Raw genomic sequence first — 25,225 nt, forward strand, 5'->3', positions numbered from 1 at the left:
CGTAAATTTTCTGATGCGCCCAATTTTAATATGAAATATGTAGGGTGCATCAGACCGAAGGAATTACTATTAATTTTACAGTTCATTTTCTGATGCACCCTACCCGGAGTTTTGGTGCATTTTTCTGGTGCATCAGACCGAAGGAATTACTATTAATTTTACAGTTCATTTTCTGATGCACCCTACTTTTAGGGTTTGGAGGTTGAAACCCCAACGGGAACTTTAGAAATCGTCTTTTTTTGAGTTTGAGAAGTTGACTGTAACAAAGCTGATTTGATTCGATCTGATAACTGTTGTAAAAACGTTAACGCTACGGGTTCGAGTTGACGCTTAGAAATCGGTTCGATAAACTTATCCCAAGGATTGAAATCGACAATATTTTTACCAATTTTAACGCCGACGGGTTCTAGGTGTTTTCCGGGTATTTCTTGATGAATTAAATTTTGGTCTTTGAGTTGCTGAATAAACCAGTAAACCCCTTTTTGTTTATTACTCTCATTTCCGGCAATATCATCGGATTTAAACGAAATTAAACCCGTAATATTAAACAGTTTACTCCGATGAATCATACATTCGGTTTGACTGCGACTCGGTAACACGCCCAACCCAATTTCATCAATAAAATCAGCCAGAAATTTAATCGGAATGGCGCTATCCGTATCGCTAATATCGGGCGCAATTAACAGCGAAGGTTGATTGAAAATTGTCTTTTTATCATCTAACCGACGGCGAATTTTATCAAGTTGTTCTTGGGAGATACAATCTTGAAGGTAGGTTAACCCATTTTTGTCGCTCAAAAGTTCTAGCAAAGCGATATATTTGCAGCCCAAACTGTGACCAACCCAGAAGTAATTAGAATTATCTAAATAGAATTCTCCGTCATAACCTGCGGCTTTTGCTTTTTCAACGAGTAAATTTTGTAACTCGTTTTGTTCTTCTAATAAACTCAGTGAAACAGACCAATGACGAAAGGTAAATCGAAAGGGAATTGCAACGAGAGTATAACCGGATTCAAATAATGTCTCTAAAAAATAGCGATAAGATAAGGTTGGGAATGAACCAAAAAAAGCGCCGCCAATAAATCGAATGATTCCTTTGGGTTGGGGATGGAAAGCAACCCAGCTAAAGCCTATCGGTTCAAAGCGAAGTTGAGTAGACATAATTAAATCCGAGTGTGATTAAAAGCAAATTGATTAACCTATCTCTAACTTAACGTTTGTTCTAGGGTGATGAACAGTCGCTTTTTTGCAGTAACTCAGATGAGTGACACTCATTTGTGCTTTCAATCTTTCCCAAAAACCCGGTTTTTATTCAAAACTTTTTCAATTCTGTAGGGGCGGGTTCTACAAGTTCTGTAATACCCCTCGACAATTGAACTAAACCCGCCCTACTAATAACTATAAAAAAAGGGCAAGTATTTTAATACTCACCCCCTATTTTAACAAATTCAACAACAGAAAAGAATCGAGTCAACTGCTATTAACTTTGAGTTACCGTTTCCTTTTCCTGGGAGGCTAAAAACTTCTCCAACTCGGTTAACGCATCCGCATCAACTTTGGTTTGCATCGGACAGAATTTCGGCCCGCACATCGAACAAAATTCGGCTGTTTTGTAGATATCCGCCGGTAAAGTTTCATCGTGATATTCACGGGCGCGATCCGGGTCGAGAGCGAGTTCAAATTGACGGTTCCAGTCGAAGTTATAACGGGCTTGAGACAGTTGATCATCGCGATCGCGGGCGCCCGGACGGTGACGGGCAATATCGGCGGCGTGAGCGGCAATTTTATAGGCAATTAAACCATTGCGAACGTCTTCCGCATCGGGCAAACCGAGGTGTTCTTTTGGCGTCACATAACATAACATTGCGGTACCGTACCAACCGGCCATCGCCGCCCCAATTGCTGAGGTAATATGGTCATATCCGGGCGCAATATCTGTTACTAACGGCCCCAAAACATAGAAGGGTGCTTCTGAACATTCCTCCATTTGTTTTTTAACATTAAATTCAATTTGATCCATCGGCACGTGACCCGGCCCTTCTACCATGACTTGTACATCATGTTCCCAGGCGCGACGGGTTAATTGTCCGAGGGTTTTCAATTCGGCTAACTGCGCTTCATCGGAGGCATCATGCTGACAACCCGGACGCAAAGAATCCCCTAAACTAAACGAAACATCGTATTTTTTGAAGATTTCGATAATCTCATCAAAGTGAGTATAAAGGGGATTTTGTTTGTGATGGTGCAGCATCCAACGGGCAATAATTCCGCCACCCCGAGATACAATTCCGGTAATTCGACTGCGAACTAACGGCAAATGTTCAATTAAAATTCCCGCATGAATCGTCATATAATCCACACCTTGTTGGGCGTGTTTTTCGATAATATGCAGGAAATCTTCGGCCGTTAATTTTTCAATGCTACCGTGAACACTTTCTAGGGCTTGATAAATGGGAACCGTACCAATTGGCACCGGAGAAGCCTTAATAATTGCCGTGCGAATTACATCTAAATCACCGCCACCGGTAGACAGATCCATCACGGTATCTGCCCCGTATTTTACGGCGAGATTGAGTTTTTCGACTTCTTTGTTAATATCAGAAGAATTCGGCGAAGCCCCAAGATTTGCATTAACCTTACATTTAGAGGCAATGCCTATACACATCGGCTCCAAATTGGTATGATTAATATTAGCCGGAATAATCATCCGACCTCGGGCAACTTCGTCGCGAATCAACTCAACCGGGAGATTTTCCCGCTTGGCGACATAGTGCATTTCTTCTGTGAAAACACCCTGACGGGCGTAGTGCATTTGTGAAACATTTGCTTGACCACGCCGGCGATTAACCCATTCTGTTCGCATTTTCAATTTCCCTCTTGTGATAGCTTCCCTACGCCGGTACTAACCGGACTCAGGTTCCAAGGGTGTCGTCTCAGCCTGGACTTCGCAGGCACCCCTAGCTTATTAGGTGTTGATGGTATCACAAATCGGGGGATTTTGCAGGGGGTTAAGCCGAACAAATGTAAAAAAGTATGGCTGGATGCAATCTGTATTAAAATCTGTTGTAATAATTGACAGATTTGACGATAAATTGCGTCAAAGTCTTTGCAGTGTTAGATAGACTTTATTGGTTAGAGTAGAAAGCATGGAATTTCGAGTTATAGACACACCTCGCATTGATTGGACGGGAGATACCCTGGCAATTGGTATATTTGAACATGAAGTAGAATTACCGGGTGATTTAGCCCAACTCGACGAAAAACTCGCAGGCACCTTGAAAGAGTTGATCGAAGAAACACAATTTGATGGTAAACCCAGCAGCAACGCTTCAACTCGTGTCGGTAGTAATAGCCCCATCCGCAAAGTTATTTTACTCGGTTTGGGTTCATCGGACAAGTTGACGTTAGATACTTTACGTTTAGCCGCAGCAACCGCCGGACGACTGGCAAAAAATATTAAATGCAAAACTCTCGGTTTGAGTTTACCCGTTTGTGAAACACCCGATGCAACCACTCAAGCCTTAGTAGAAGGGATTGAATTGGCATTGTATCAAGATAACCGTTTTAAGTCGGAACCGCAAGAAAAAGGTCCCGCAATTGAACGGGTTGAATTGTTGGGTTTGGCGGGAACAGAAGCGGCAATTACTCGCGCTCAAAATATTTGTTCTGGGGTGTTTTTAGCCCGAGAATTAGTTGCGGCACCCGCCAACGAAGTTAACCCGATTACGATGGCAGAAATGGCGGAAGCCTTGGCATCAGAATACGGGTTTGATATCGAAATCTTGGAAAAAGAAGACTGCGAAAAGTTGGGAATGGGTGCATTTTTAGGCGTTGCCCAAGCCTCCGATATGCCGCCAAAATTCATTCATTTAACTTACAAACCCGAAGGAACTCCGAAGCGCAAATTGGCGATTATTGGTAAAGGTTTAACCTTTGATTCGGGCGGACTCAACCTAAAAGTTGGGGCGAGTAGTATTGAAATGATGAAAACCGACATGGGCGGTGCCGCAGCAACCTTTGGGGCGGCGAAAGCAATTGGTTTGTTAAAACCCGATGTGGAAGTGCATTTTATTAGCGCCGTTACTGAGAATATGATTAGCGGTCACGCTATGCACCCCGGAGACTTTTTAAGGGCGTCAAATGGCAAAACAATAGAAGTCAATAATACCGATGCGGAAGGCCGTTTAACGCTGGCTGATGCGTTGGTTTTTGCGGATAAATTAGGTGTCGATGCGATGGTTGATTTGGCAACCTTAACGGGCGCCTGTGTGATTGCGTTGGGTAACGATATTGCCGGGTTGTGGAGTCCGAATGATGACTTGGCAAATCAGTTAGAAACCGCCTCAAAAGCAACCGGTGAAAAACTCTGGCGGATGCCGATTGAGGAGAAGTATTTTGAAGGGTTAAAAGCCGTTCATGCGGACATGAAAAATACCGGGCCAAGACCTGGCGGTTCAATTACTGCAACTCTGTTTTTAAAGCAGTTTGTTGAGAAAACAGCCTGGGCGCATTTGGATGTTGCTGGACCTGTTTGGACGGACAAAGATAACGGTTATAGCGGCGCTGGCGCGACCGGGTTCGGCGTCCGACTGTTGGTAAATTGGGTACTGCAATAGTTCCAGTTTTACCGCTGAAAATTTGGGCTGAACTTACTTAATTTTAGAAGTAAATTTGGCCCAAAAATAGCTCACACTTTCCAAAATATGAAAAAATTAATCAACCATAAACGATGAATTACACCTGGTAAAATGCGTATTCTATTAGTAGAAGATGAACCTGGAATCGCCCAGTTTATTACTCAAGGATTGCGAGAAGCAGGCTACGTGATTGATGTCGCTCACGATGGTCAAGAAGGGTGGGATTATGCTTCTACCTTGGAGTATGATATTATGATTCTTGATGTGTTGCTTCCGAGCATAGATGGTTTTCAACTGTTAGAAAAAATTCGCACTCGAAAAATACTTACACCCGTTTTACTTTTAACCGCTTGTGATACCGTAGAAAATCGGGTTCGAGGATTAGATTGCGGCGCCGATGACTACTTAGTTAAACCCTTCGCTTTTTCGGAATTATTAGCCCGTTTGCGAGCGTTACAACGCCGTCCACCCCTGCAAATTAATACGGTTTTACAAATTTCCGATTTGACAATGGATATCGCCAAACGAGAAGTCCGACGAGGGGGACGTTTAATTGATTTAACTCCCCTAGAATTTAAACTTTTAGAATACCTTATCCGCCATCCAAATAAAGTTCTTAGCCGCACTCAAATCTTAGAACAGGTTTGGGATTTAGATTTTTATAATGATTCTAATGTTGTTGATGTTTATGTCGGTTATTTGAGGCGAAAAATCGAGCGGGATTTTGACCAAACGCTGTTACATACCGTTCGAGGTGTGGGCTATTGCTTGCGAACAGAGGAAGAAAATGATTAAAAAACTCCCTTGGAAAATTAACTCTCTGCGAGTTCGTCTAACGGCTTGGTATATTTTTTTGTTAGCCCTAACCCTGACGTTATTTAGCAGCTATCTTTATATCCAACTCGAAAAAAGTTTACTCGCTCAACTCGATACGAATTTACAACTCACCAGCACCCAAACCGTCACGAATCTGATTAATAGTAATGGTCATTTAGCTTTTAGAAAAACCGTTGATTCTCAAGCCATGACCCAACACTTATTAGAGGCGGGTTTTGCCATTCGATTAATCGATGAAAAGGGTCAAATTTTGGATGGTTTGGGGCGTTATGAAGCCATACCGATAACATTACCCATTCAAACCAGTTTTTCTAATCTCAAAACCTCCACAACAACTTGGCGAGTTTACAGCCAAATTCTCCCCGACACCAACAACAAAGGGGAATGGTTACAAGTTGCAGAATCCCTAGAACCCATCTACGAAGCCTCAGAACACCTGTTAACCTTGATGGTGTTGGGATTTCCTTTGGTTCTGGTGATTGCGGAGTTTGGGGGGCTATTTTTGGCCGACCGCGCCCTGCGTCCCATCGAACGCATTATCCGCACCGCCGGGAGTATTGGCGTCAATGACTTTACCCAACGCATCGGCTACCAAGGTTCAACCGATGAAGTCAGGCGGTTGGCCAAAACTTTAGATCGAATGTTGGATCGTTTGCAATTGGGTTTTGAACACGAACGGCGATTTACCGCAGACGCCGCCCACGAATTACGCACACCGTTAACGGTAATTAAAGGACGAATTGGCGTCACCCTCAGCCGTCCCCGCACGGTGGAGGAATACGAACAAACTTTACAGAATTTGGAACAAGAAACTGATCGCTTAATTCGTTTAACTCACGGTTTATTATTTTTAGCAAGATTGGATTTGCGATCCATGCACCCGACGCTGTTACAGCCGGTAGATTTGAGCAATCTTTTAAGCACTTTAGTTGAACAGATGCAACCTTTAGCCTCAACCCAACACATTCAAATTATAGCACAAATTTCGCCACAATTATTCATTCGGGGAAATGCAGATTATTTAACAAATTTATTTTTAAATTTAATCGATAACGCCCTCAAATATACGCCCAGTGGCGGCACGGTGACGGTCAAAGCGACTCAAAAATATCAAGTTGTAGAAGTGCAAGTTCAAGATACGGGAGCGGGGATAGAAGCCAAACATCTTCCCTTTTTATTTGATCGCTTTTATCGAGTTGAAGAAGCCCGTACCCGTCGCACGGGAGGAGCGGGTTTGGGGTTGGCGATCGCGAATGAAATTACCCGTTTACATAATGGCAAATTAACCGTAGAAAGTCAAGTGAATCAAGGCACAACATTCAGCTTTACAGTCACCAGTCACCAGTCACCAGTCACCAGTGTTTTCAGTTAACAGTAATCCATAGGGGCGGGTTCAGAATCAATCTATCTTTGGCAGAAATAAGTTATATAAACCCGCCCTTTTTTGTAGGGGCGGGTTCAGAATCAATCTATCTTTGGCAGAAATAAGTTATATAAACCCGCCCTTTTTTGTAGGGGCGGGTTCAGAATCAATCTATCTTTGGCAGAAACAAGTTATATAAACCCGCCCTTTTTGGTAGGGGCAAATAAAAACCCGGTAACTTTCTCGCGCACTGGGTTTTTGGGGTGTTTAGTCTGGGGTTCCGGCGAAGTTAAGAAAATTCTTAGACATTTCTCACCATCCTCTTAACGTTTTTTATTTAAGCTGGACTGAGATTTTTACAAGCGGTAAACCCCTGTATGGATGGAAGCCTGATTCTGTTTAATATTCTCAACCCCCCGGTGCTGTTTTTTTTCTTAGGGATGTTGGCTGTTTTTCTAAAATCAGACTTAGAAATTCCTCAACCTCTCCCGAAGTTATTCTCACTTTATCTCCTCTTAGCCATTGGATTTAAAGGCGGATACGAATTAGAAGAAAGCGGAATTGACGCTCAAATTGCCATAACACTAATTGCAGCGATTGTTATGGCTTGTATTGTACCGGTTTACACCTTCTTTATTTTAAGATTAAAACTGGATGCTTACAACTCAGCCGCCATCGCCGCAACATACGGTTCCATCAGTGCAGTCACGTTTATCACCGCCAGTTCTTTTCTGGAAAAACTCAGTATTCCCTACGGCGGACACATGGTAGCAGCCTTAGCATTAATGGAATCACCCGCCATTATTGTGGGGATTATTTTGGTGCGGTTCTTCGCTCAAAAAGAGTCGGACGAAGGCGAGTTTTCTTGGGGTAAAATTCTGCACGAATCTTTTCTCAATGGTTCGGTATTTCTGCTAATCGGAAGCGTTGTAATTGGTGCGTTAACAGGTGAAAAAGGTTGGGAAAAATTGCAGCCTTTTACTCAGGGAATTTTCTACGGTGCTTTAACGTTCTTCCTCCTCGATATGGGATTAGTTGCAGCCAGACGCATCAAAGAACTGAGAAAAACAGGCTCTTTTCTGATTGGTTTTTCTGTGTTTATTCCGGTTGCTAATGCCTTAATTGGGATTGTTGTAGGTAAGGTTTTAGGGTTTGGCGAAGGAAACACGTTGTTATTCTCAATTTTGTGTGCCAGTGCATCCTATATTGCCGTACCTGCGGCGATGCGAATGACCGTACCCGAAGCCAATCCTAGCCTGTACGTTTCTATGGCTTTAGCGTTAACTTTTCCCTTCAATATTATTGTCGGAATTCCTCTGTACTTGGAAATTATTAAACATCTCGGAATTTAAACTATGCAAGCAGTTAAAAAGGTCGAAATAATCGTTAGTTCGTTGGAAATTCAGGAAGTTCTAGAGGTTTTAACCCAGGCTAATGTTTCCGGATACACCGTAATGAATAATACATCCGGAAAAGGAGATCGGGGTGTGGCAAATGATGATCTAGGAACGGTTTTAAGTAACAGTTATATTATGACCGTTTGCACCAATGAAAAGCAACTCAATCAAGTTGTAGATGAGGTCACACCTATCCTCAAAAGAGTGGGTGGAGTCTGTCTGGTTACGGATGCAAACTGGGTCTTACATTAACTGATTTTTCAGTTGCATAAAACGTTCTCCTTGTCCTCTTTTAGATTGAGATTGAACCCATGCCAATCAACCGAATTATCGCAGGTTTAAATGACTTTCAAGAAAACTACTTCAAAGCACATCAAGACCTGTTTGAGCGGCTTTCTCACGGTCAGACACCCGAGATATTATTTATTACTTGTTCTGACTCCCGTATCGATCCAAATCTTCTCACCCAAACCCTACCCGGAGAACTGTTTATTATTCGTAATTTGGGGAATATTATCCCTCCCTACGGTTCACTTAATAGCGAAGGAGCAGGAATTGAGTATGCTATTCAAGCCTTAGATATTAAGGAAATTATTGTCTGCGGTCACTCCCATTGTGGGAGCATGAAAGGTCTGCTAAAACTCAAGAGTTTATCCGATGAAATGCCGTTAGTTTATGACTGGCTCAAACATTTTGCAGAAGCAACCCGCCTCATTATTCGAGATAATTATCACGGATATTCTGACGAAGAATTGCTCAAAATTGCCGTTCAAACTAACGTTCTAACCCAGATTGAGAACCTAGAAACCTATCCCGCTATTCGGACTCGACTACACGCGGGTAAACTTCATCTTCATGCTTGGGTTTATGAAATAGAAAGCGGACAAATTACCGCCTATGACGCGAGTAAAGGTCAATTTGTTCCGTTGATACAAGAATCTTTTCCTGTTCCCGACCCCCTGGCGGTAATGAACCCAGTTTAGGGTATTTGGAGCCGTTTAAACTTGTGATTTTATCTTTTTAATACGGCTCCTATTTTTTGACATCATTGTGTATTTACAAAGCCATGAACAGTGCAATTATTAAATCAAATTATCATCAAAGCAATCGATTTCAACAATCCTTAGAAAGCGGTAAGTCTTGGTTTTTCCAAACCGCAGAAAGAGCCTTAGAACAAGCTTATCAAGCCGCACTGAGAATTAAAACTATAGAAGAAGATCATTTTGGAGGACAACAGGTTTCCGCGAAAACTTCAATTTATACTCAAAATGTATTAAATTACTTTGTTGATGATGTTAAGAAGAATCTGCGAGTGATTCGTTTGAGAGTTACGGAGTTTAAATGGAGTCGTTCTCTGGGGACATCATCCAATCTTGAAATCTTAGAAAAACTCCGATTTATTGATGAAATTTTAGAGCGATATAAAAAAGCCAATTTTTTTCAAAAAGACGAACTGACTATTGATGCAACTTTCAAACCCATTAAACCGGAAAATAAACCCAAAATGTCTTCTAAACATAAACTTTCACCCGCAGATTTTTACACCGTAGAACAGAAAGAAAACATCAACAAACCCGCAGGAGTTTTACCTCGTTCTATCGGACGAACCGTTGAAAAAATCAAAATGGGTCTGAATGAAGACTCTGAAGAAGAATTAATGAAAAATTTCAGAGCCAATAAAAAACAGACCAAAACGGCGATCAATTTTTTAATCTTATTAATCTGTCTTCCCTTATTAATGCAGCTTACGTCTAAACATTTTATTTTTTATCCCTTGGTTCAACAGTATCGCAACAGTCATGCTGTGGATATTTTTATTAACCCCGAAATGAAAGCCGAAGCCATTCACGAACTCGAAGAATTTGAAGAAAGCTTAAAATTTGAACATTTACTTTATAACTCTCCCGAAATTTCCCCAACAGTCTCCGAAGAAAAAATTCATCACAAAGCCGAGGAAGTCGCAGAAGAATTTAGCAATAAAAGCAGCGAAGCCATTAGTAATATTTTTGCGGATTTAATGGGACTCGCAACTTTTGCTTTAGTTATGATTTTTAACCAACGGGGGTTGAACGCTTTTAAAGCTTTTCTCGGAAATGTTATCTATGATTTGAGCGATAGTGCGAAAGCATTTATCCTAATTTTATTCACCGATATTTTTGTCGGCTTTCACTCGCCGCACGGTTGGGAAGTGCTATTAGAAGGAGCGGCGAATCACTTTGGTATTGCGGCGAACCATAACTTTATTTTTCTGTTTATTGCCACATTTCCCGTGATTTTAGACACTATTTTTAAATATTGGATTTTCCGCTATCTCAATCAAATTTCACCCTCGGCTGTGGCGACGCTCAAAAATATGAACGAATAAGTCAAACCGGCGATAGAATACTTGAAGTTTTATGAGGAAATCAAAAATACAAATGTCAGGCGATCGCAAAAATGCTATAGTGCATTAAACAGCAACAATCGGAGAAATTGTACCAATGGCAATTATTCATCCGAATGAACTCGGTATTACTTCACTTCCTGATCATACTCAATTACCGGAGTCTGATGGTACATTTGTGAAAAATTTCCAAGAACATCCCCAGAGTATTCTATTAACCGATTCTATCCGATCTACCCTAGATCAACTTCATCCTGACGGACGATATGCCATTGGTCAAGATTGTGGCATTTATTGGCGACTAACAGAACCGCCAGAGCGAGGCGCCGAAGCACCCGACTGGTTTTATGTTCCCAATGTTAAGCCGTTAGTTAATGGAGAAGTGCGACGTTCTTATGTATTGTGGCACGAATATGTTGCCCCTTTAATTGTATTAGAATTTGTTACCCCCCTCGTTCCCCCCTACAGGAGGGAAGATAAGGAAAAGTATTTGTTAAACAACGGTTCGGAAGAACGGGATAAAACCCCACCCGCCTCTTTAGTTAATGGGGATGGAAAAGCGGGGAAATTTTGGGTCTATGAACAAGCTATCCGAGTCCCTTTTTATGGCATTTACGAAGTCAAAAAAGCCTCGATAGAAATGTATCATTTAGTCGAAAACCATTATGAACAGTTAGAACCCAACGAACGCAATCATTATCCTATCTCTCAAATGGGTGTAGAATTAGGAATTTGGCAGGGACGTTATGCTAATATGGATTTACCCTGGTTGCGGTGGTGGGATAGCGAAGGGAATTTGTTATTAACCGGAGAAGAACGAGCCGAAGTTGAACGACAACGCGCCGAAAACGAACGACAACGCGCCGAAGTTGAACGACAACGCGCCGACAGACTAGCCGAAAAATTGCGAGAAATGGGAATTAATCCCGATGAATTATAGCCGCAGAGTAATCTTAAATGAGTAAAGGTTTGGGGGATAATTTAACCGATGGTAAACTTATTGCTAAAATCTCTAACAATTCTGCCCGTTTTGGGCATATTTTCATCCGCAGCAACGGCGCAGGTTATCCCGGACCAAACCTTACCGAATAATACTACAGTCACCCCAGAAGGTAATATTTTTAGAGTCGAAGGCGGAACCCAAGCCGGCGGAAATTTATTTCACAGTTTCCAAGACTTTTCTATCCAAACCGGGAGCGGTGTTTTCTTCAACAATGCCGTTGATATTCAAAACATTATCAGTCGGGTAACGGGAGGAAATCTATCATTAATCGACGGATTAATTCAAGCCAACGGCGCCGCCAACTTATTTTTAATCAACCCCAACGGAATAATTTTCGGCCCAAATGCCCAACTCAATATCGGCGGTTCATTTGTTAGCAGTACCGCCAACAGTTTAATCTTCAACGACGGACAAGTTTTCAGCGCCATTAATCCCCAAAACCCGCCTTTACTCAGCGTAAATGTTCCCATTGGTTTACAATTCGGTTCAACTCCGAGCGCCATTACCAACCGTTCCCAAGCCATCGGAATTGGTCTAGATAGAAATCCCGCCCCCACCGGTTTACAAGTTCAACCCGGACAAAATATTACATTAGTCGGGGGAAATATTAACTTAGAAGGCGGAAATCTGACCGCTTTTGGAGGTACAATAGAATTGGGAACCGTGAACAATGGCTTTTGGCAGTTGGGAAACGGAACTTCTTTCAATTCTGCCGCTTCCGGACAGATTTTATTATCAGAAAATAGCCAAGTCACAACCAACGGTTTAAGTGGCGGCGCCATCAACTTACAAAGTGGAAAGATTACCCTAACAAACGGTTCGGGACTCGCCGCAAACACCTTAGGAGATTTTGACGGTCAAGGCATTAATATTCAAGGTTTTGAGGTCAATATTCAAAATCAAGCCTTTGTCTCCGCTTCCGCTTTGCAAGGTCGGGGTGCGGGTGGGGGAATTAATATTAACGCAGACAAAGTAACCCTAACCGGAACCGTTCCCTTTCAACTGGTTTCTCAACTGTTAGCTTTCGCCGACCCCCAACAAGCCGAGTCCGTCACATTTGACCCGTTAAAACCCCCGGATGGTTTGTATAGCCTCAGCGGAGGAGAAGGGAAGGCGGGAAATGTTACAATAAACGCAAATCAGTTAATTGTCCGCAACGGCGCCGGAATTTTGACCACCGCTTTTGGTCCGGGGAGAGGCGGAAATATTACCCTCAACGTTCAGTCCGCCGAACTCAGCAACGGTTCTCTCATTGTTACCGGAACCGTCGGCGCCGGTGACGCGGGTGATTTAGAAATCAACGCCAACCAACTGCGAGTTATCGAAGGAACATCACTCAGTACAACCCCCAACAGTGCCACAGAAGAAGGTGCGGGCGGAGACGTTACTGTTAACGCCGATTTTGTCGAACTCAGCGGCACCCCCGCAGGCGCTTTAGTTCCCGCCGGCATTTTTACGGCGACATTGGGGTTGGGGAATGCGGGAAATTTAACCATCAACGCCCGACAACTGCGAGTGACAGACGGCGCCCAAGTTTCCAGTTCCGCATCCGGCGCCGGAGAAGGGGGAGACCTGACCGTCAACGCCACAGAGATTGAATTAAGCGGAATTGCGCCCGATGGTCAGTTTGTTACCGGTTTGTTAACGTCTTCGTCGCTGTTGACCGTTCAAGGACAGCAAGGAATGGCTTCTGCTGGCGATTTAACCGTTAATACGAGTCGGTTGGTGGTCCGTGATGGCGCTCAAATTTCGGCGGCTACAGGGGGCGAGGGAACCGCCGGAAATTTAACGATTAACGCTTCTGAATCGATAGAGGTGATTGGGATAGCCACGAATGCAGACCCCATTGTGGAATCGGTTTCTTTTGGGGTGGTTGGGGATGGGATTCTTCCCAGTGCGATTGATTCTAATACCAGCGGGGAGGGGAATGCAGGCAATTTAAACTTGGCCACAAATCGTTTAACGATACGGGATGGGGCGGAAGTCGGCGTGCGGGGAACCCGTCAGGGGTCGGCGGGGAACTTAAATATTACCGCAAATTCGATTATATTGGATAATCAAGGGGCGATTAGCGCTTCGACGGTTTCGGGGAGTCTGGGAAATATTACCCTGCAAACCGATACCTTAGAGTTGCGGGGAGAAAGTCGGATTACCACCAATTCGGGAACGGCCGACGGGGGTAATATTAATATTAATACTCGGACGTTAATTGCGGTTGAAAATAGCGATATTACCGCGAATGCTCAACAGGGACGGGGGGGCGCCGTTCGGATTAATGCTGAAGGCGTCTTCGGGACTGAGTTTCGCCAACAGACGACTCCGAAAAGTGATATTACCGCAACTAGCGAGTTGGGGGCGGAATTTAGCGGCGTGGTTGAGATTAATCGCCCGGAAACCGATGCAAATTCGGCTTTGGCAGAGTTGCCGACAACGATTATTGATCCTAGCACGTTGGTGGTCGCCGGTTGTGCGAGTTTTGCTGACAGCGAGTTTATTGTTACCGGACGGGGGGGTTTACCTCCGAGTCCGAGTGATTCTCTCAGCAGCGATGCGGTGATTGTCGATTGGATAGATGCGGTGATTCGCCCCGATTTGAATCCAAAATCCCCGAGAAATAACCGCCAACGCTCCTTAGAAGTTACTCCTGATTCAACGACTCGCCAAACAACCCTGGTTGAAGCCCAAGGTTGGGTTGTTCGTCCCAATGGCAGCGTTGAACTGGTCGCCGTTCCTCCTGATACTACACCCCATCGTTCCGGATTGCAACCCGTTCGGTGTCAGGGTTTCTTGAAATCTCCTCCATCCAACTCCCCAGAGGGATAGAATTTACAGCCATTTTTGTCTATGATAAAGCAGTCTAACTGCTGGGGATGTTTATCAATTATTGAATTCATCTTTTCAGCGTTATGCGTCTGATATTAGTTTTTTTTCTGGGGTTTTGCTTTTTTTGCTGTGGTTGGATTGGGAGACATCTTGAATAGTTTTTCTGAGACTAAAACGATTACAATTTTACAAACCAGCGACCTACACGGTTATCTCATGCCTTGGGATTATTATACCCATCAACCGGCCGAGTTGGGAGTCGCGAAAATTGCCACTTTGATTGAACAAGAACGGGCTGAACATCCCGATTTAATTTTAATTGATAATGGGGATACAATTCAAGGAACGCCCCTGGCTTATTATTACAATACCATCGAGACTCAATCTCCTCATCCGATAGCATTGGCGTTTAATACTTTGGGGTTTGATGCGGTCTCTCTGGGAAATCACGATTTTGATTTTGGAATGGAGGTGTTGTCTCGTTGGATTCATCAATTAGATGCGCCCGTTGTTTGTGCTAATCTGATTACACCCGATGGGATTCCCGCTTTTAAACCTTATCTTCTCAAAACAGTAGACGGGGTAAAAGTGGGCATTTTGGGCTTGACCACTCCCGCCGTTAAAAATTGGCTTCCTCCCGAAAATTTTGGCGAACTTTCGTTGATTGACCCGCTGAAAACCGCTCATAAATATGTGCCGGAAATGCGACAGCAAGGCGCTGATATTGTGATTGTTGCTCAACATACCGGTTGGACGAAAACCCCCCAAGATTATCGTTCAAATCCCGAGGCTTGGTTAAATCCTATTGAAACTTGGAAAAATACGGGCGCAACGGTTAATGAAAATATCACGATAGAATTGGCTGAAAAAGTGCCGGACATTGATATTATTCTCGCCGGACACTCTCATGTTAATGTGCCGAAAGCTGTTATTAATGATGTGGTCATTGCCGAACCCTATTACTGGGGAAAGGCTCTTAGTAAATATACGGTTAAACTGGGACTTCAAAACAAAAAATGGCGGGTTATTGATAAAGATGCAACCAATTTATCAGTGAAAGATATTCAGCCCTCGCCCTCTTTTGTTCGGCTTTTGCAGCCCTATCACCAGCAAGTTTTAAATTATCTCAATCAACCCATTGGCGAAGCAAAATCCGATTTTGTCGGCGGAATCGCAGCCCGTTTTCACGGGAGCGCTTTGGCTCATTTTATTAATACCATACAGCGGTCTGCGGCCGAGTCTATGGGCTATTCTGTGGATTTATCTTTGACTTCTATTTTTACCGATACCGGTCGGATAAACGCCGGAGAAATTACGCTCCGAGATGCTTACAGTATTTATGTTTATGATAATCGTTTATTTATTCTTGAAATAACCGGGGAGATTTTGCGGCGGGCGCTCGAAAAAAATGCGGCTTATTTTAAACAAGTGAATCCCGATGCTTTACCGGAGAATCCTGAAGAATTGATTGCCGAAAATAAAGCCGATTACAATTGGGATATTTATCACGGAATCGATTATACTATTGATATTACTAAACCTGTGGGTCAACGGATTACTCGCCTTCTCCTCCGGGGTAAACCGATTTCACCTGACCAAGTTTTGCTTCTGGCGCTTAACAATTATCGTGGACTTGGGGGCGGTGATTATCGAATGTTTCAAGAAGCAAAGGTTCTTGAAAAATCTACTTTCGAGATTCGAGATTTGATTGCTGAATATATAATCAGACAAGAAACAATTCATCCTCAAGACTTTGAAATGGATAATCTAGAAATTATCCCGAATCTCTACAATTACTACTTTGGATAGATGTCAATTTTAGAAGAAATGTCCAAGCTCGCACTGGGTTTGCTATTCACACCAATTATAGCCGAAATTATACAAAAGAAACATCGGGTTTTTTAGGGTTATCTATTGACAAAAAATAAAAAGGTCTATACAATAAGAATAAGCAGAGTAAATCCTGTTTTTAAAAACTGAGTTCAACCTGGACGAACGATGCTTAGATTTGCTTGCGTAGTCTCGCTGTCTTTAGGTTGGGCTTTTATGCTAGAACTAGCTTATGGAGGAACTTTGATGGAACAAAACCGGAAGTTTTTGTATCCTCGCTACAAATACAGAGGTGAAGCCACCCCAGAAAATATCGCATTTGATGGTCAACTGCAAGAATTTGCCGCTCAGGTCAATATGATCGCAGGTTTACACACAGGAGGAAAGTTATCTTCTCAAGAATCTTACCAGCGCCTCAAACAGTATTGGAAACAGGTAAAAACGGCTCGTCAACAGTGGGGAATTGGCAGTCACTAAAATTATCCCTACAGCCAGTAACAATAATAAACACGATAAGAGCGGTTCGCCGCTCTTATTTGCTTAAGGAGTTTTTCGGCCGAACAATAAAAGGGGAGAAGTTGAGGATAGATATTCATCCTCAAAAAACAGTTGACGGGAGGGATTGCAGAGAGTAAGCTGAAAGCGATTGATCTGTCAACTCCCACACTCAATCTTGAAAACAGCCCAAAGATAGCCTTTGTTATATAAAGCGCAAAAACAAATATGTAAAAATTTGATGAAGCTGGCCCTCAACAGTAGTTTTGCAGACAGAGGCTAGGTTAAACTAGGTGAGGCAAACCTTGTGAACTCCGAGTTTTCACCGAAGATTGCCAGATAGAGGAAGCGATCTACATCCTAAGTACACCAACTGGCTGAAGAAAGCATAGCCCATGCAAAACAAGGAAACAATGCAAAATAGATATCAATTCCATTCCTCATTGTTTTTAACTTTCAGTATTCGGTTTGGCGATTTTCAAGATGAAAACAGTATTGAAAACCGTAACCAAACACTGTCGATGCCAACTTCAGAATTGATATCCCCTTGGTAGATCTGATTTAGCCCTCTCTAACCCACTTGTTATGTCCTCAGTTAAAAAGCAGGCTGTTAAAGGCACAATCTGGACAGTAGTTGGTTACGGTGGAAGTCAAGCCCTGCGTTTGGGCAGTAACCTGATTCTCACCCGCCTCCTGGTTCCGGAATTGTTTGGTCTGATGGCTCTGGTGTATACATTCATTACGGGTGTAGCCTTGTTTTCAGACATTGGGATTCGTCCCAGTATTATCCGCAGTCCTCGTTGGACCGATCGCGTTTTTCTCAACACCGCCTGGACGCTACAAGTCATCCGAGCCTGTTGGATTTGGATCGGATGTGTGATTCTCGCATGGCCCGTCTCTCAATTCTACAACGATTCCCGGTTGCTGTGGTTGCTTCCCGTTGCGGCTTTCACCGTTTTTATTAATGGATTTAGTTCCACCTCAATGGCGACACTCAGTCGCAAACTCGAGATTGGAAAAATCACCCGGTTGGAGATGACTACCCAGATTATCTCCCTGGCGGTTACGATTATCTGGGCTTACATCAGTCCAACGGTTTGGGCGTTAGTCGGCGGAAATATTGTTTCTAGTCTCATTAAAACCCTGTGGAGTCATCGCTTAGAACCCGAGACATCTAACTGGTTTGCTTGGGATAAAGACTCGATTAAAGAAATCATGTCTTTTGGGACCTGGGTTTTTGTCTCGACCATGATGACTTTTTTGGCTTCCCAGGCGGACCGATTAATTTTAGGAAGACTGTTTACCCTTCAATTATTGGGAATTTATACCGTTGCTTTTACCTTTGCAGATTTGCCCAGACAGGTGGTTCACCGCATTAGCCAACAGGTAATGTTTCCGGTGATCTCCAAATATGCCGACCTAGAGCGATCGAGCTTGCGAGCTAAAATCTTACAAAAGCGCAAGTTTCTGTTAATAGGATTGGCTGTTTTAGTCACCATTCTTGCCAGTTTTGGAGATCTCATCATTGAAACGCTCTACGATGAGCGATATCAGCAAGCGGGATGGATGTTACCCATTCTCGCCGTTGGACTGTGGCCGTTATTATTATCCGCAACTATCGATCGCGCCCTGTATGCCATTGGAAACCCCAAACCCGTAGCATTCGGTCACTTTCTCAAATTCTTCTACATGATCACACTACTGCCGGCCGGATATAAAATTTTTGGGATTCCCGGTGCGATCACCGTTATTGCTTTTAACGACCTCCCCAGTTATTGTGCGGTCAATTATGGATTGTGGCGAGAAAAACTCACCTGTATTTCCCAAGATTTGCAAGCCACAATACTGTTGTTAGGTTTACTTTTTGCCGTGTGTTTTACTCGCTATTCCTTAGGGTTTGGCTTGCCGATCGATAGTCTGTTACAATCGCCGTGATCGAGCTAAAACGCTTGACACCCCCACTTCAACCCAACCAGTCCTTCTCATTTCTATCGATTCTTCAGCAATACCCATCGATCGCCCACTCCGATGAATTACACCCCCAAACACCCCATGATGATCGAGTCAATGCCTGAGATTTGATCCCGATTGAATCCATCAGCCTCCAACAGTCCAATTGAGAAAACTAAAATAAAGTTATCTGAAGTCGAATTATCGAGAGTAGCGAATGACTCCCCAAGCTCAACTTGTACTCCGAATCTGGTTGCCGATCGTCCTAGCTTTGTTTAAGTTTCTTCCGGCTCGCAAAGCAGTAGTCAGTAGCTTTATCGTTTCCTGGTTATTTTTGCCTCAAAGAGTTTTATTTATGTTCCCCGGTCTTCCGGACTATAACAGAACATCTGCCACTTGCTACAGTATCTTGCTCGCTACTTTTATTTTCGATTCTAAACGTTTGAATTCATTCAAATTTGGCTGGCTCGATATTCCCATGTTGGTTTGGTGTATCTGTCCGTTTATTTCATCGATGACCAATAGTTTAGGGGCTTACGATGGGATAGCAGGACTTTTGGATCGAACCATGCAGTATGGAGTTCCTTACTTTCTTGGCCGCATTTACCTCAATGACCTAGTGGGAATGCGCCAACTGGCGATGGGGATTTTTGTCAGCGGGTTGATCTACGCGCCCCTGTGTTTGATTGAAAGTGTGATCAGCCCCCAGTTGCACCGCATCGTTTACGGTTATCACGGGATTCACGAATTTGGTCAATCTGTTCGTTTAGGAGGCTACCGACCCAATGTTTTTATGATACACGGTTTGAGTGTCGGGGTGTGGATGATGGCGGCTTTGCTGGTGTCAATTTGGCTGTGGCAGTCGGGCGTCCTTCAAAGTTTTTGGAATGTTCCCATGAACTTGCTCGTTGGCTTTCTGTTTGTGACTCATCTTTTGGTTCGATCAACCGGCGCTTATCTTTATACAGTCTACGGCATTGTGATTTTGTTGGTCGCTAAGTTTTTGAGAATTTCACTTCCTTTATTGGCATTGGTTTCTGCTTTATCTTTTTACCTGTTTTTGGGAGCAACCGGAAACTTTACCGGTGATAAAGCCGATACAATTATTTCGGTGGCTACCGATATTGCCGGGGAAGAACGCGCCCAGTCCCTAGAATTTAGATTTGATAATGAAGAATTACTCGTCGAAAAAGGTCTAGAACGAATCGTTTTTGGATGGGGTGGCTGGGGAAGAAATCGCGTATTTGATTATAACTGGGCCGGGGAACTCGAAGATATTTCTGTTACCGATAGTTTATGGATTATTGCCTACGGTGTTAATGGAGTTGTCGGTTTGAGCGCCGTTTTTGGATCGATATTTTTGCCCGCTCTCGCCTTTGCATTCCGTTATCCGGCTACCACTTGGTTAACGCCCAAGGTGGGGCCTGCTGCTGTTATTGTTGTGATTACGGTTTTATATGCCCTTGATTGTACCTTAAATAATCAGTTTAATCCGGTTTTTACTTTGGCGACTGGCGGTATAGCCGGGTTGTGTTTGAGGAAGCCCGAACCTGCACGGCGACCTTTAAAATCAGCCAAACCAACCCCCCGAAAACTTCCAGAGTCCCGCTCTGAAAGTTTAAATTTAAGATAATGGTTTTAGTGATTGAGTTCAATAGATTTCAACGGCAATCTTTTAGATTTTTCCCATGAAAACCTCACCGTTCAAACTCAAAAATTATTTCATCTTTTTTAGCGTTGGAATTGTTTTGTTTTCGAGTCTATTGCCCGGATTATATAATCGGGTCAACGCTTGGTTATTTCCCCATTTACCGGAGATTACCCTGAGCCAAAACTCCAACTCAAATCCCAATAACGATGATTCTCCCCTCGGGATTAATTTAAGCGGAATTGCCCCTTGGTCTTCCCAATTGCCCTTTTTAAATTACTTTAAATCTTCTCAAGCCTGGATTACTCAGTGTACCAATTCCGATCCGGGTTGTCAAGGAGAATGGAATACCAAAGAACAAGATATTTTAGACTTAGATGAACAGGGTTGGGTCAAGTCTTTACCCGCTCCCGAAGATTCTCCCAAATATACTCGGGTGAGTTCGTTGTTGTTGCGAGGAATACCCAACCATTTTCCCTCGGGTCAATATCTTGTTTTGTACGACGGAGAGGGAACAATAGAATATAGTTTATCCGCCAAAAAGGATGAAGACGCATCAACTCCCGGTCGAGATGTGATTAATGTCGATGCTTCTCAATCCGGCGGGGTTTTGGTGACAATTACCGCAACCGACCCCAACAAAACCGGGAATTATCTCCGCAATATTAGGGTGATTTACGCCGAAGATGAACCTTTATATCGCAGCGGGGAACTTTTTAATACGGCTTTTCTGGAAAGAATTAAAAACTTTAGATCTTTGCGTTTTATGGATTGGATGGGAACCAATCATTCCAAACAAAAAGAATGGAAAAATCGACCGACGCCGGACATGGCTTCTTACGGGGTCAAAGGGGTTCCTCTCGAAGTCATGGTGGCTTTGACGAATAAGGTTCAAGCCGATCCTTGGTTTAATATGCCTCACATGGCGACCGATGAGTATATGAGGAATTTTGCTCGATCAGTTAAGGAAAGTCTCGACCGGGATCTGAAGATTTATGTTGAGTTTTCTAATGAAGTTTGGAATTGGCAGTTTAAACAAACTCATTATGCTCTCGAAGAAGGTCAGAAGCGTTGGGGAAAGGATAAAAAAGATGCTTTTCGACAATGGTATGGAATGCGAACCGCTCAAATGTGCGATATTTGGAAAGATGTTTTTGCCGATCAAAAAGATCGGGTGACTTGTGTGGTGGCGACTCAAGTCGGTTGGAAAGGCTCCGAAAAAGATATTTTAGATTGTCCCTATTGGGTGGCGGAAGGAAATAAGGCTTGTTATCAACATCAGATCGGGGCTTATGCGATCGCCGGATATTTTGGGGCTTCTTTAGGTCATCCCGAAAATGTTAGTAAAGTTGAGTCTTGGTTAAAAGAAGGTGATGGCGGTTTTCAAAAGGCTTTTCAACAGTTGAAAACTGGAAAATTATTGTCTGAGGGAAGACCGGATAGTTTACCTCAGGTGAAAGAATTGTTTTCTTATCATGCTGAGGTGGCTAAAGAAAAAGGCTTGAAGTTAATGGCTTATGAAGGGGGACAGCATATCGTTGGCCGCAAAGATGTGGTGAATAATGAACAGTTGACCGAGTTTTTTATCGAACTGAATCGTCGTCCCGAAATGTATGAACTTTACAGCCAGTTATTTCAAGATTGGAAAGCGGTGGGGGGAACAATGTTTATGCACTTTGTTGATGTTGCCAAACCCACCAAGTGGGGAAGTTGGGGAGCGTTGGAGTATGTGGATCAATCCGAGTCTCCGAAATATGATGCTTTGATGGACTTTATGACCGAAAACTCTTGCTGGTGGGAGGGATGCTAACTTTGTAAAAATTTAATAAAATCCAAAAAACAATGATAAACTAGAAAAAGAATTTTCAGAGAAAGAAATAGTGTTCAATTACACTATTTTAAAAGGGGTTTGTCTCCCGAAAACTTCCCATGCAGAGGCAATAGATTAATGCAGGACAATTCTCATTGGATTTCTGAACCTACCTTTCTTGTGGGCGCTGAACGCTCAGGTACAACTGTTTTAAGATTGATGTTAGGGCATCATCCCAAAATAGCCTGGTGTAATGAGTTTGAATATGCTGTAGATTTATTGTCAGATCAAGGGCAATGTCCCGACTTAAATCAATATTATGAGTGGTTAGAAACTCATCGCATCTTTCGAGCGACCGGGTTTGAAATTGACCGCAGCCTGAATTATCCCGAACTGATCAATAGTTTTCTGGTTCAACAACGGGATTTAGAAGGGAAAAGTATTGTTGGGGCTACGGTTCACCGCCACTTTGATCGCGTGTTGCACATTTGGCCCGATGCCCGTTACATTCACATTATTCGAGATGCTCGAGATGTGGCTCGTTCCTGTATCGGTATGGGTTGGGTGGGTAACGTTTGGTATGGTGTAGAACGTTGGCGCCAAGCCGAACAATTATGGAATCAAGTCAAACAAATTGTTCCCGAAAATAGACGGTGTGAACTCAGTTATGAAGAATTAATTGCCGAACCGGTTTTAACCTTGACCAGGGTTTGTGAGTTTCTGGGCGTGGGTTACGATGAGGAAATGTTCGATTATACTAAAAACAGTAGATATGAATTTCCTGACCCGAAATATATAGCCCAATGGAAACGGAAAATGTCGGAACGAGATGTACAGTTAGTTGAGAAAAAAATCGGCAATTTATTAGTCGAACGGGGCTATGAACTGAGCGGATATCCGCCGATTAACGTCACACCAATGATGGAGAAACAACTGAAAATCGAAAATTGGTGGGGAAGACTGCAAGGCCGGGTAGAACGCTTGGGATGGCCTTTGGTTATCGAATATTATATAGCCCGAAAGTTGGGTTCCAAGGAGTGGCAAAAGAAAGTTAAACTGCAAATTAATGCGGTTTATCAAAGCCGACTGAAGTAGGGAAGACCATTTTAAATATTCCCCAAAATTCAGACTTTTTTCTCAAATGCTGAAGCTTGTAAACCTTGTAATTGATAAAGCTAATGTCTCTGGCGATTATTATTCTGAATTACCGGACACCGAAGCTGGTTATTGATTGTTTAGCTTCTCTTGAAACGGAAGTTAAAATTGATCGCGATACCGTTATTGTTGTCGATAATGCCTCCGGCGATAACTCTGTCGAAATGATTGAAGCCGCGATCGCCGAAAAAAACTGGAGCAACTGGGCGCGAGTTTTAGCCTCTCCGGTGAATGGGGGATTTTCTGCGGGAAATAATGTCGGAATTAAATCAGTAGAAGCGGATGCTTATCTGCTATTAAATAGTGATACAATTGTAAGGAAGGGCGCGATTGATTCACTGTTAAAGGCAAGGTCAGCCTATCCGGAAGCGGGGTTAATTAGCCCCCGTTTGGAATGGCCAGATGCCAAACCTCAAATCAGTTGTTTTCGTTACCATTCTCCCTGGAGTGAACTCATTGCATCGGCCGCAACCGCACCCGTCACCCAACTTTTGAAAAAATACGATGTCCCCATCCCCGTCTCCAACGTTCCCTTTGAACCTCAGTGGACAAGTTTTGCTTGTGTATTAGTTCGTCGGGAAGTGATCGAGCAAGTGGGATTAATGGATGAAGGATATTTCATGTATTACGACGACGTAGACTATTGTCGTCGAGCCAGAAATGCGGGTTGGAAAATTCTTCACTGGCCCGAAGCGAGAGTCGTTCATCTGCGAGGGGGAAGTGGTTCTGTCAAATCAGAAGTTGCGGCGCGAAAACGACCCCGACCTTATTTGTATGCGTCGAGATCGCGATACTTTGCCAAATTCTACGGATTTTTAGGTTTAGGTTTAGCTAACTTTTGTTGGTTAGTCGGTCGAACGATTTCCCTCGCTCGCGAGTTAGCCCAACATAAACCCCCCCATATCTGCGAGTACCAAGCTCAAGATATTTGGATGAATTGGCAAAACCCAATGAAACCCCCACTATTACCCGAAAAACAACAATGAGCAAATATCCAGACTTCATCATCATTGGTGCAATGAAATGTGCAACTAGCACCTTGCATAAGCAACTCGCTTTGCAACCGGGTCTCTGTATGAGCGAACCAAAAGAACCCTATTTCTTCAGTAATGATGAAGTATATGCTAAGGGAATAGAATGGTATCTTTCTCTGTTTAAAGGTGCCGGGGAAAATGACCTTTGCGGCGAGTCCAGTACCCACTATACGAAGTTACCGACCTATCCTGAAACCATTAAACGTTTAAACCAACATTGTCCGAATGCCAAGTTTATTTATGTGATGCGTCATCCGATTGATCGGTTGATTTCTCAATACATCCACGAATGGACAATGCGAGTGATTTCGGTTGATATTAACTCGGCAGTCGATCAACATCAAGAACTGATTGATTATAGCCGATATACGATGCAATTAGAGCCATATTTTGAAACCTTTGGCTCCGATCGCGTTCTTCCCCTGTTCTTTGAAAGGATGTTAAGCTCTCCCCAAGAAGAATTAGAAAGAGTCTGTAAATTTATCGGTTATTCGGGTCAACCGCAATGGGATTTTGAACTCGATGCGAAAAATGTTTCGACCCAACGTTTGCGTAACAGTGTTTGGCGGGACTTTTTAACCGAAACTCCCGGTTTGCGAGAATTGCGCCGTTGGTTGGTACCTAAAGAAGTTCGGGACAAGGTGAAAGACTTCTGGACGATGAAGGAAAAACCCAAGTTAGCACCGGAAAAAATAGAACAATTGGAGGCAATTTTTGATCGGGATTTGGCCGAACTCGGCTCTTGGTTGGGAATAGAATTGAATTGCAAAAACTTTAAAGGAATGGTCAAAGAAACGGAAAGAAATTGGGTTGCTGTTCCCCAGAAATCCTTATCCAAGTCCGCTTAAGTGCCGGTAGATT

19 protein-coding genes and 1 riboswitch are annotated in these 25,225 nt (G+C 43.2%); of the genes, 17 read left to right on the forward strand and 2 right to left on the reverse strand.

The window, feature by feature from the left end; all coding sequences use genetic code 11:
* Nucleotides 1-188 precede the first annotated feature (188 nt).
* Together ACL6C3_RS11220 and thiC are read right to left on the reverse strand one after the other, a co-directional pair.
* Nucleotides 189-1,160 (reverse strand): DUF1350 family protein, encoded by a 972-nt coding sequence (locus ACL6C3_RS11220; RefSeq protein WP_413167253.1) that lies wholly within the window; start codon nt 1,158-1,160, stop codon nt 189-191.
* Between the two features lie 319 nt (nt 1,161-1,479).
* Nucleotides 1,480-2,862, reverse strand: a complete 1,383-nt coding sequence (gene thiC, locus ACL6C3_RS11225) for a phosphomethylpyrimidine synthase (RefSeq protein WP_413167254.1) — start codon at nt 2,860-2,862, stop codon at nt 1,480-1,482.
* An 8-nt stretch (nt 2,863-2,870) separates the two neighbouring features.
* A riboswitch (TPP riboswitch) is annotated at nt 2,871-2,968 on the reverse strand.
* A 177-nt stretch (nt 2,969-3,145) separates the two neighbouring features.
* On the opposite strand from thiC, the gene ACL6C3_RS11230 reads away from it, so the two are divergent.
* The 17 genes from ACL6C3_RS11230 (at nt 3,146) to ACL6C3_RS11310 (ending at nt 25,212) form a co-directional block, all read left to right on the forward strand.
* Complete coding sequence (locus ACL6C3_RS11230) at nt 3,146-4,615, forward strand: leucyl aminopeptidase (RefSeq protein ID WP_413167255.1); 1,470 nt, start codon at nt 3,146-3,148, stop codon at nt 4,613-4,615.
* 132 nt (nt 4,616-4,747) lie between these two features.
* Nucleotides 4,748-5,431, forward strand: a complete 684-nt coding sequence (locus ACL6C3_RS11235) for a response regulator (protein ID WP_413167256.1) — start codon at nt 4,748-4,750, stop codon at nt 5,429-5,431.
* Nucleotides 5,424-6,845 carry an ATP-binding protein gene (locus ACL6C3_RS11240; RefSeq protein WP_413167257.1) on the forward strand — a complete coding sequence of 474 codons (1,422 nt, stop codon included), beginning with the start codon at nt 5,424-5,426 and terminating at the stop codon, nt 6,843-6,845. Before ACL6C3_RS11235 ends, ACL6C3_RS11240 begins: the two co-directional genes overlap by 8 nt.
* A 368-nt stretch (nt 6,846-7,213) precedes the next feature.
* The gene (locus ACL6C3_RS11245) at nt 7,214-8,188 is read left to right on the forward strand and encodes a sodium-dependent bicarbonate transport family permease (RefSeq protein WP_413167258.1); all 975 of its coding nucleotides are present in this window, start codon (nt 7,214-7,216) and stop codon (nt 8,186-8,188) included.
* Between the two features lie 3 nt (nt 8,189-8,191).
* Nucleotides 8,192-8,485, forward strand: coding sequence for a P-II family nitrogen regulator (locus ACL6C3_RS11250; protein ID WP_413167259.1), 294 nt, complete (start codon nt 8,192-8,194; stop codon nt 8,483-8,485).
* Between the two features lie 59 nt (nt 8,486-8,544).
* Nucleotides 8,545-9,216 carry a carbonic anhydrase gene (locus ACL6C3_RS11255; protein WP_413167260.1) on the forward strand — a complete coding sequence of 224 codons (672 nt, stop codon included), beginning with the start codon at nt 8,545-8,547 and terminating at the stop codon, nt 9,214-9,216.
* An 83-nt stretch (nt 9,217-9,299) separates the two neighbouring features.
* Complete coding sequence (locus tag ACL6C3_RS11260) at nt 9,300-10,598, forward strand: proton extrusion protein PcxA (protein ID WP_413167261.1); 1,299 nt, start codon at nt 9,300-9,302, stop codon at nt 10,596-10,598.
* A 115-nt stretch (nt 10,599-10,713) separates the two neighbouring features.
* Nucleotides 10,714-11,556 (forward strand): Uma2 family endonuclease, encoded by an 843-nt coding sequence (locus ACL6C3_RS11265; protein WP_413167262.1) that lies wholly within the window; start codon nt 10,714-10,716, stop codon nt 11,554-11,556.
* A gap of 48 nt (nt 11,557-11,604) precedes the next feature.
* Nucleotides 11,605-14,442, forward strand: a complete 2,838-nt coding sequence (locus tag ACL6C3_RS11270) for a filamentous hemagglutinin N-terminal domain-containing protein (RefSeq protein ID WP_413167263.1) — start codon at nt 11,605-11,607, stop codon at nt 14,440-14,442.
* A 150-nt stretch (nt 14,443-14,592) separates the two neighbouring features.
* Nucleotides 14,593-16,251, forward strand: coding sequence for a bifunctional metallophosphatase/5'-nucleotidase (locus ACL6C3_RS11275; protein WP_413167264.1), 1,659 nt, complete (start codon nt 14,593-14,595; stop codon nt 16,249-16,251).
* A 237-nt stretch (nt 16,252-16,488) separates the two neighbouring features.
* Nucleotides 16,489-16,749, forward strand: coding sequence for a hypothetical protein (locus ACL6C3_RS11280; protein WP_413167265.1), 261 nt, complete (start codon nt 16,489-16,491; stop codon nt 16,747-16,749).
* A gap of 603 nt (nt 16,750-17,352) precedes the next feature.
* Nucleotides 17,353-18,702 carry an oligosaccharide flippase family protein gene (locus ACL6C3_RS11285; RefSeq protein ID WP_413167266.1) on the forward strand — a complete coding sequence of 450 codons (1,350 nt, stop codon included), beginning with the start codon at nt 17,353-17,355 and terminating at the stop codon, nt 18,700-18,702.
* Between the two features lie 232 nt (nt 18,703-18,934).
* Nucleotides 18,935-20,350 (forward strand): O-antigen ligase domain-containing protein, encoded by a 1,416-nt coding sequence (locus tag ACL6C3_RS11290; protein ID WP_413167267.1) that lies wholly within the window; start codon nt 18,935-18,937, stop codon nt 20,348-20,350.
* Nucleotides 20,351-20,405: 55 nt separating this feature from the next.
* Nucleotides 20,406-22,175 (forward strand): cellulose-binding protein, encoded by a 1,770-nt coding sequence (locus tag ACL6C3_RS11295; protein WP_413167268.1) that lies wholly within the window; start codon nt 20,406-20,408, stop codon nt 22,173-22,175.
* Nucleotides 22,176-22,313: 138 nt separating this feature from the next.
* Nucleotides 22,314-23,270, forward strand: coding sequence for a sulfotransferase family protein (locus ACL6C3_RS11300; protein WP_413167269.1), 957 nt, complete (start codon nt 22,314-22,316; stop codon nt 23,268-23,270).
* Nucleotides 23,271-23,353: 83 nt separating this feature from the next.
* Nucleotides 23,354-24,316, forward strand: a complete 963-nt coding sequence (locus ACL6C3_RS11305) for a glycosyltransferase family 2 protein (RefSeq protein ID WP_413167270.1) — start codon at nt 23,354-23,356, stop codon at nt 24,314-24,316.
* Entirely contained in the window at nt 24,313-25,212 is a 900-nt protein-coding gene (locus tag ACL6C3_RS11310) for a sulfotransferase family protein (RefSeq protein ID WP_413167271.1), read from the forward strand. Before ACL6C3_RS11305 ends, ACL6C3_RS11310 begins: the two co-directional genes overlap by 4 nt.
* Nucleotides 25,213-25,225 lie beyond the last annotated feature (13 nt).

It is taken from the genome of Capilliphycus salinus ALCB114379 (assembly GCF_047276495.1).
Lineage (GTDB): Bacteria > Cyanobacteriota > Cyanobacteriia > Cyanobacteriales > Microcoleaceae > Capilliphycus > Capilliphycus salinus.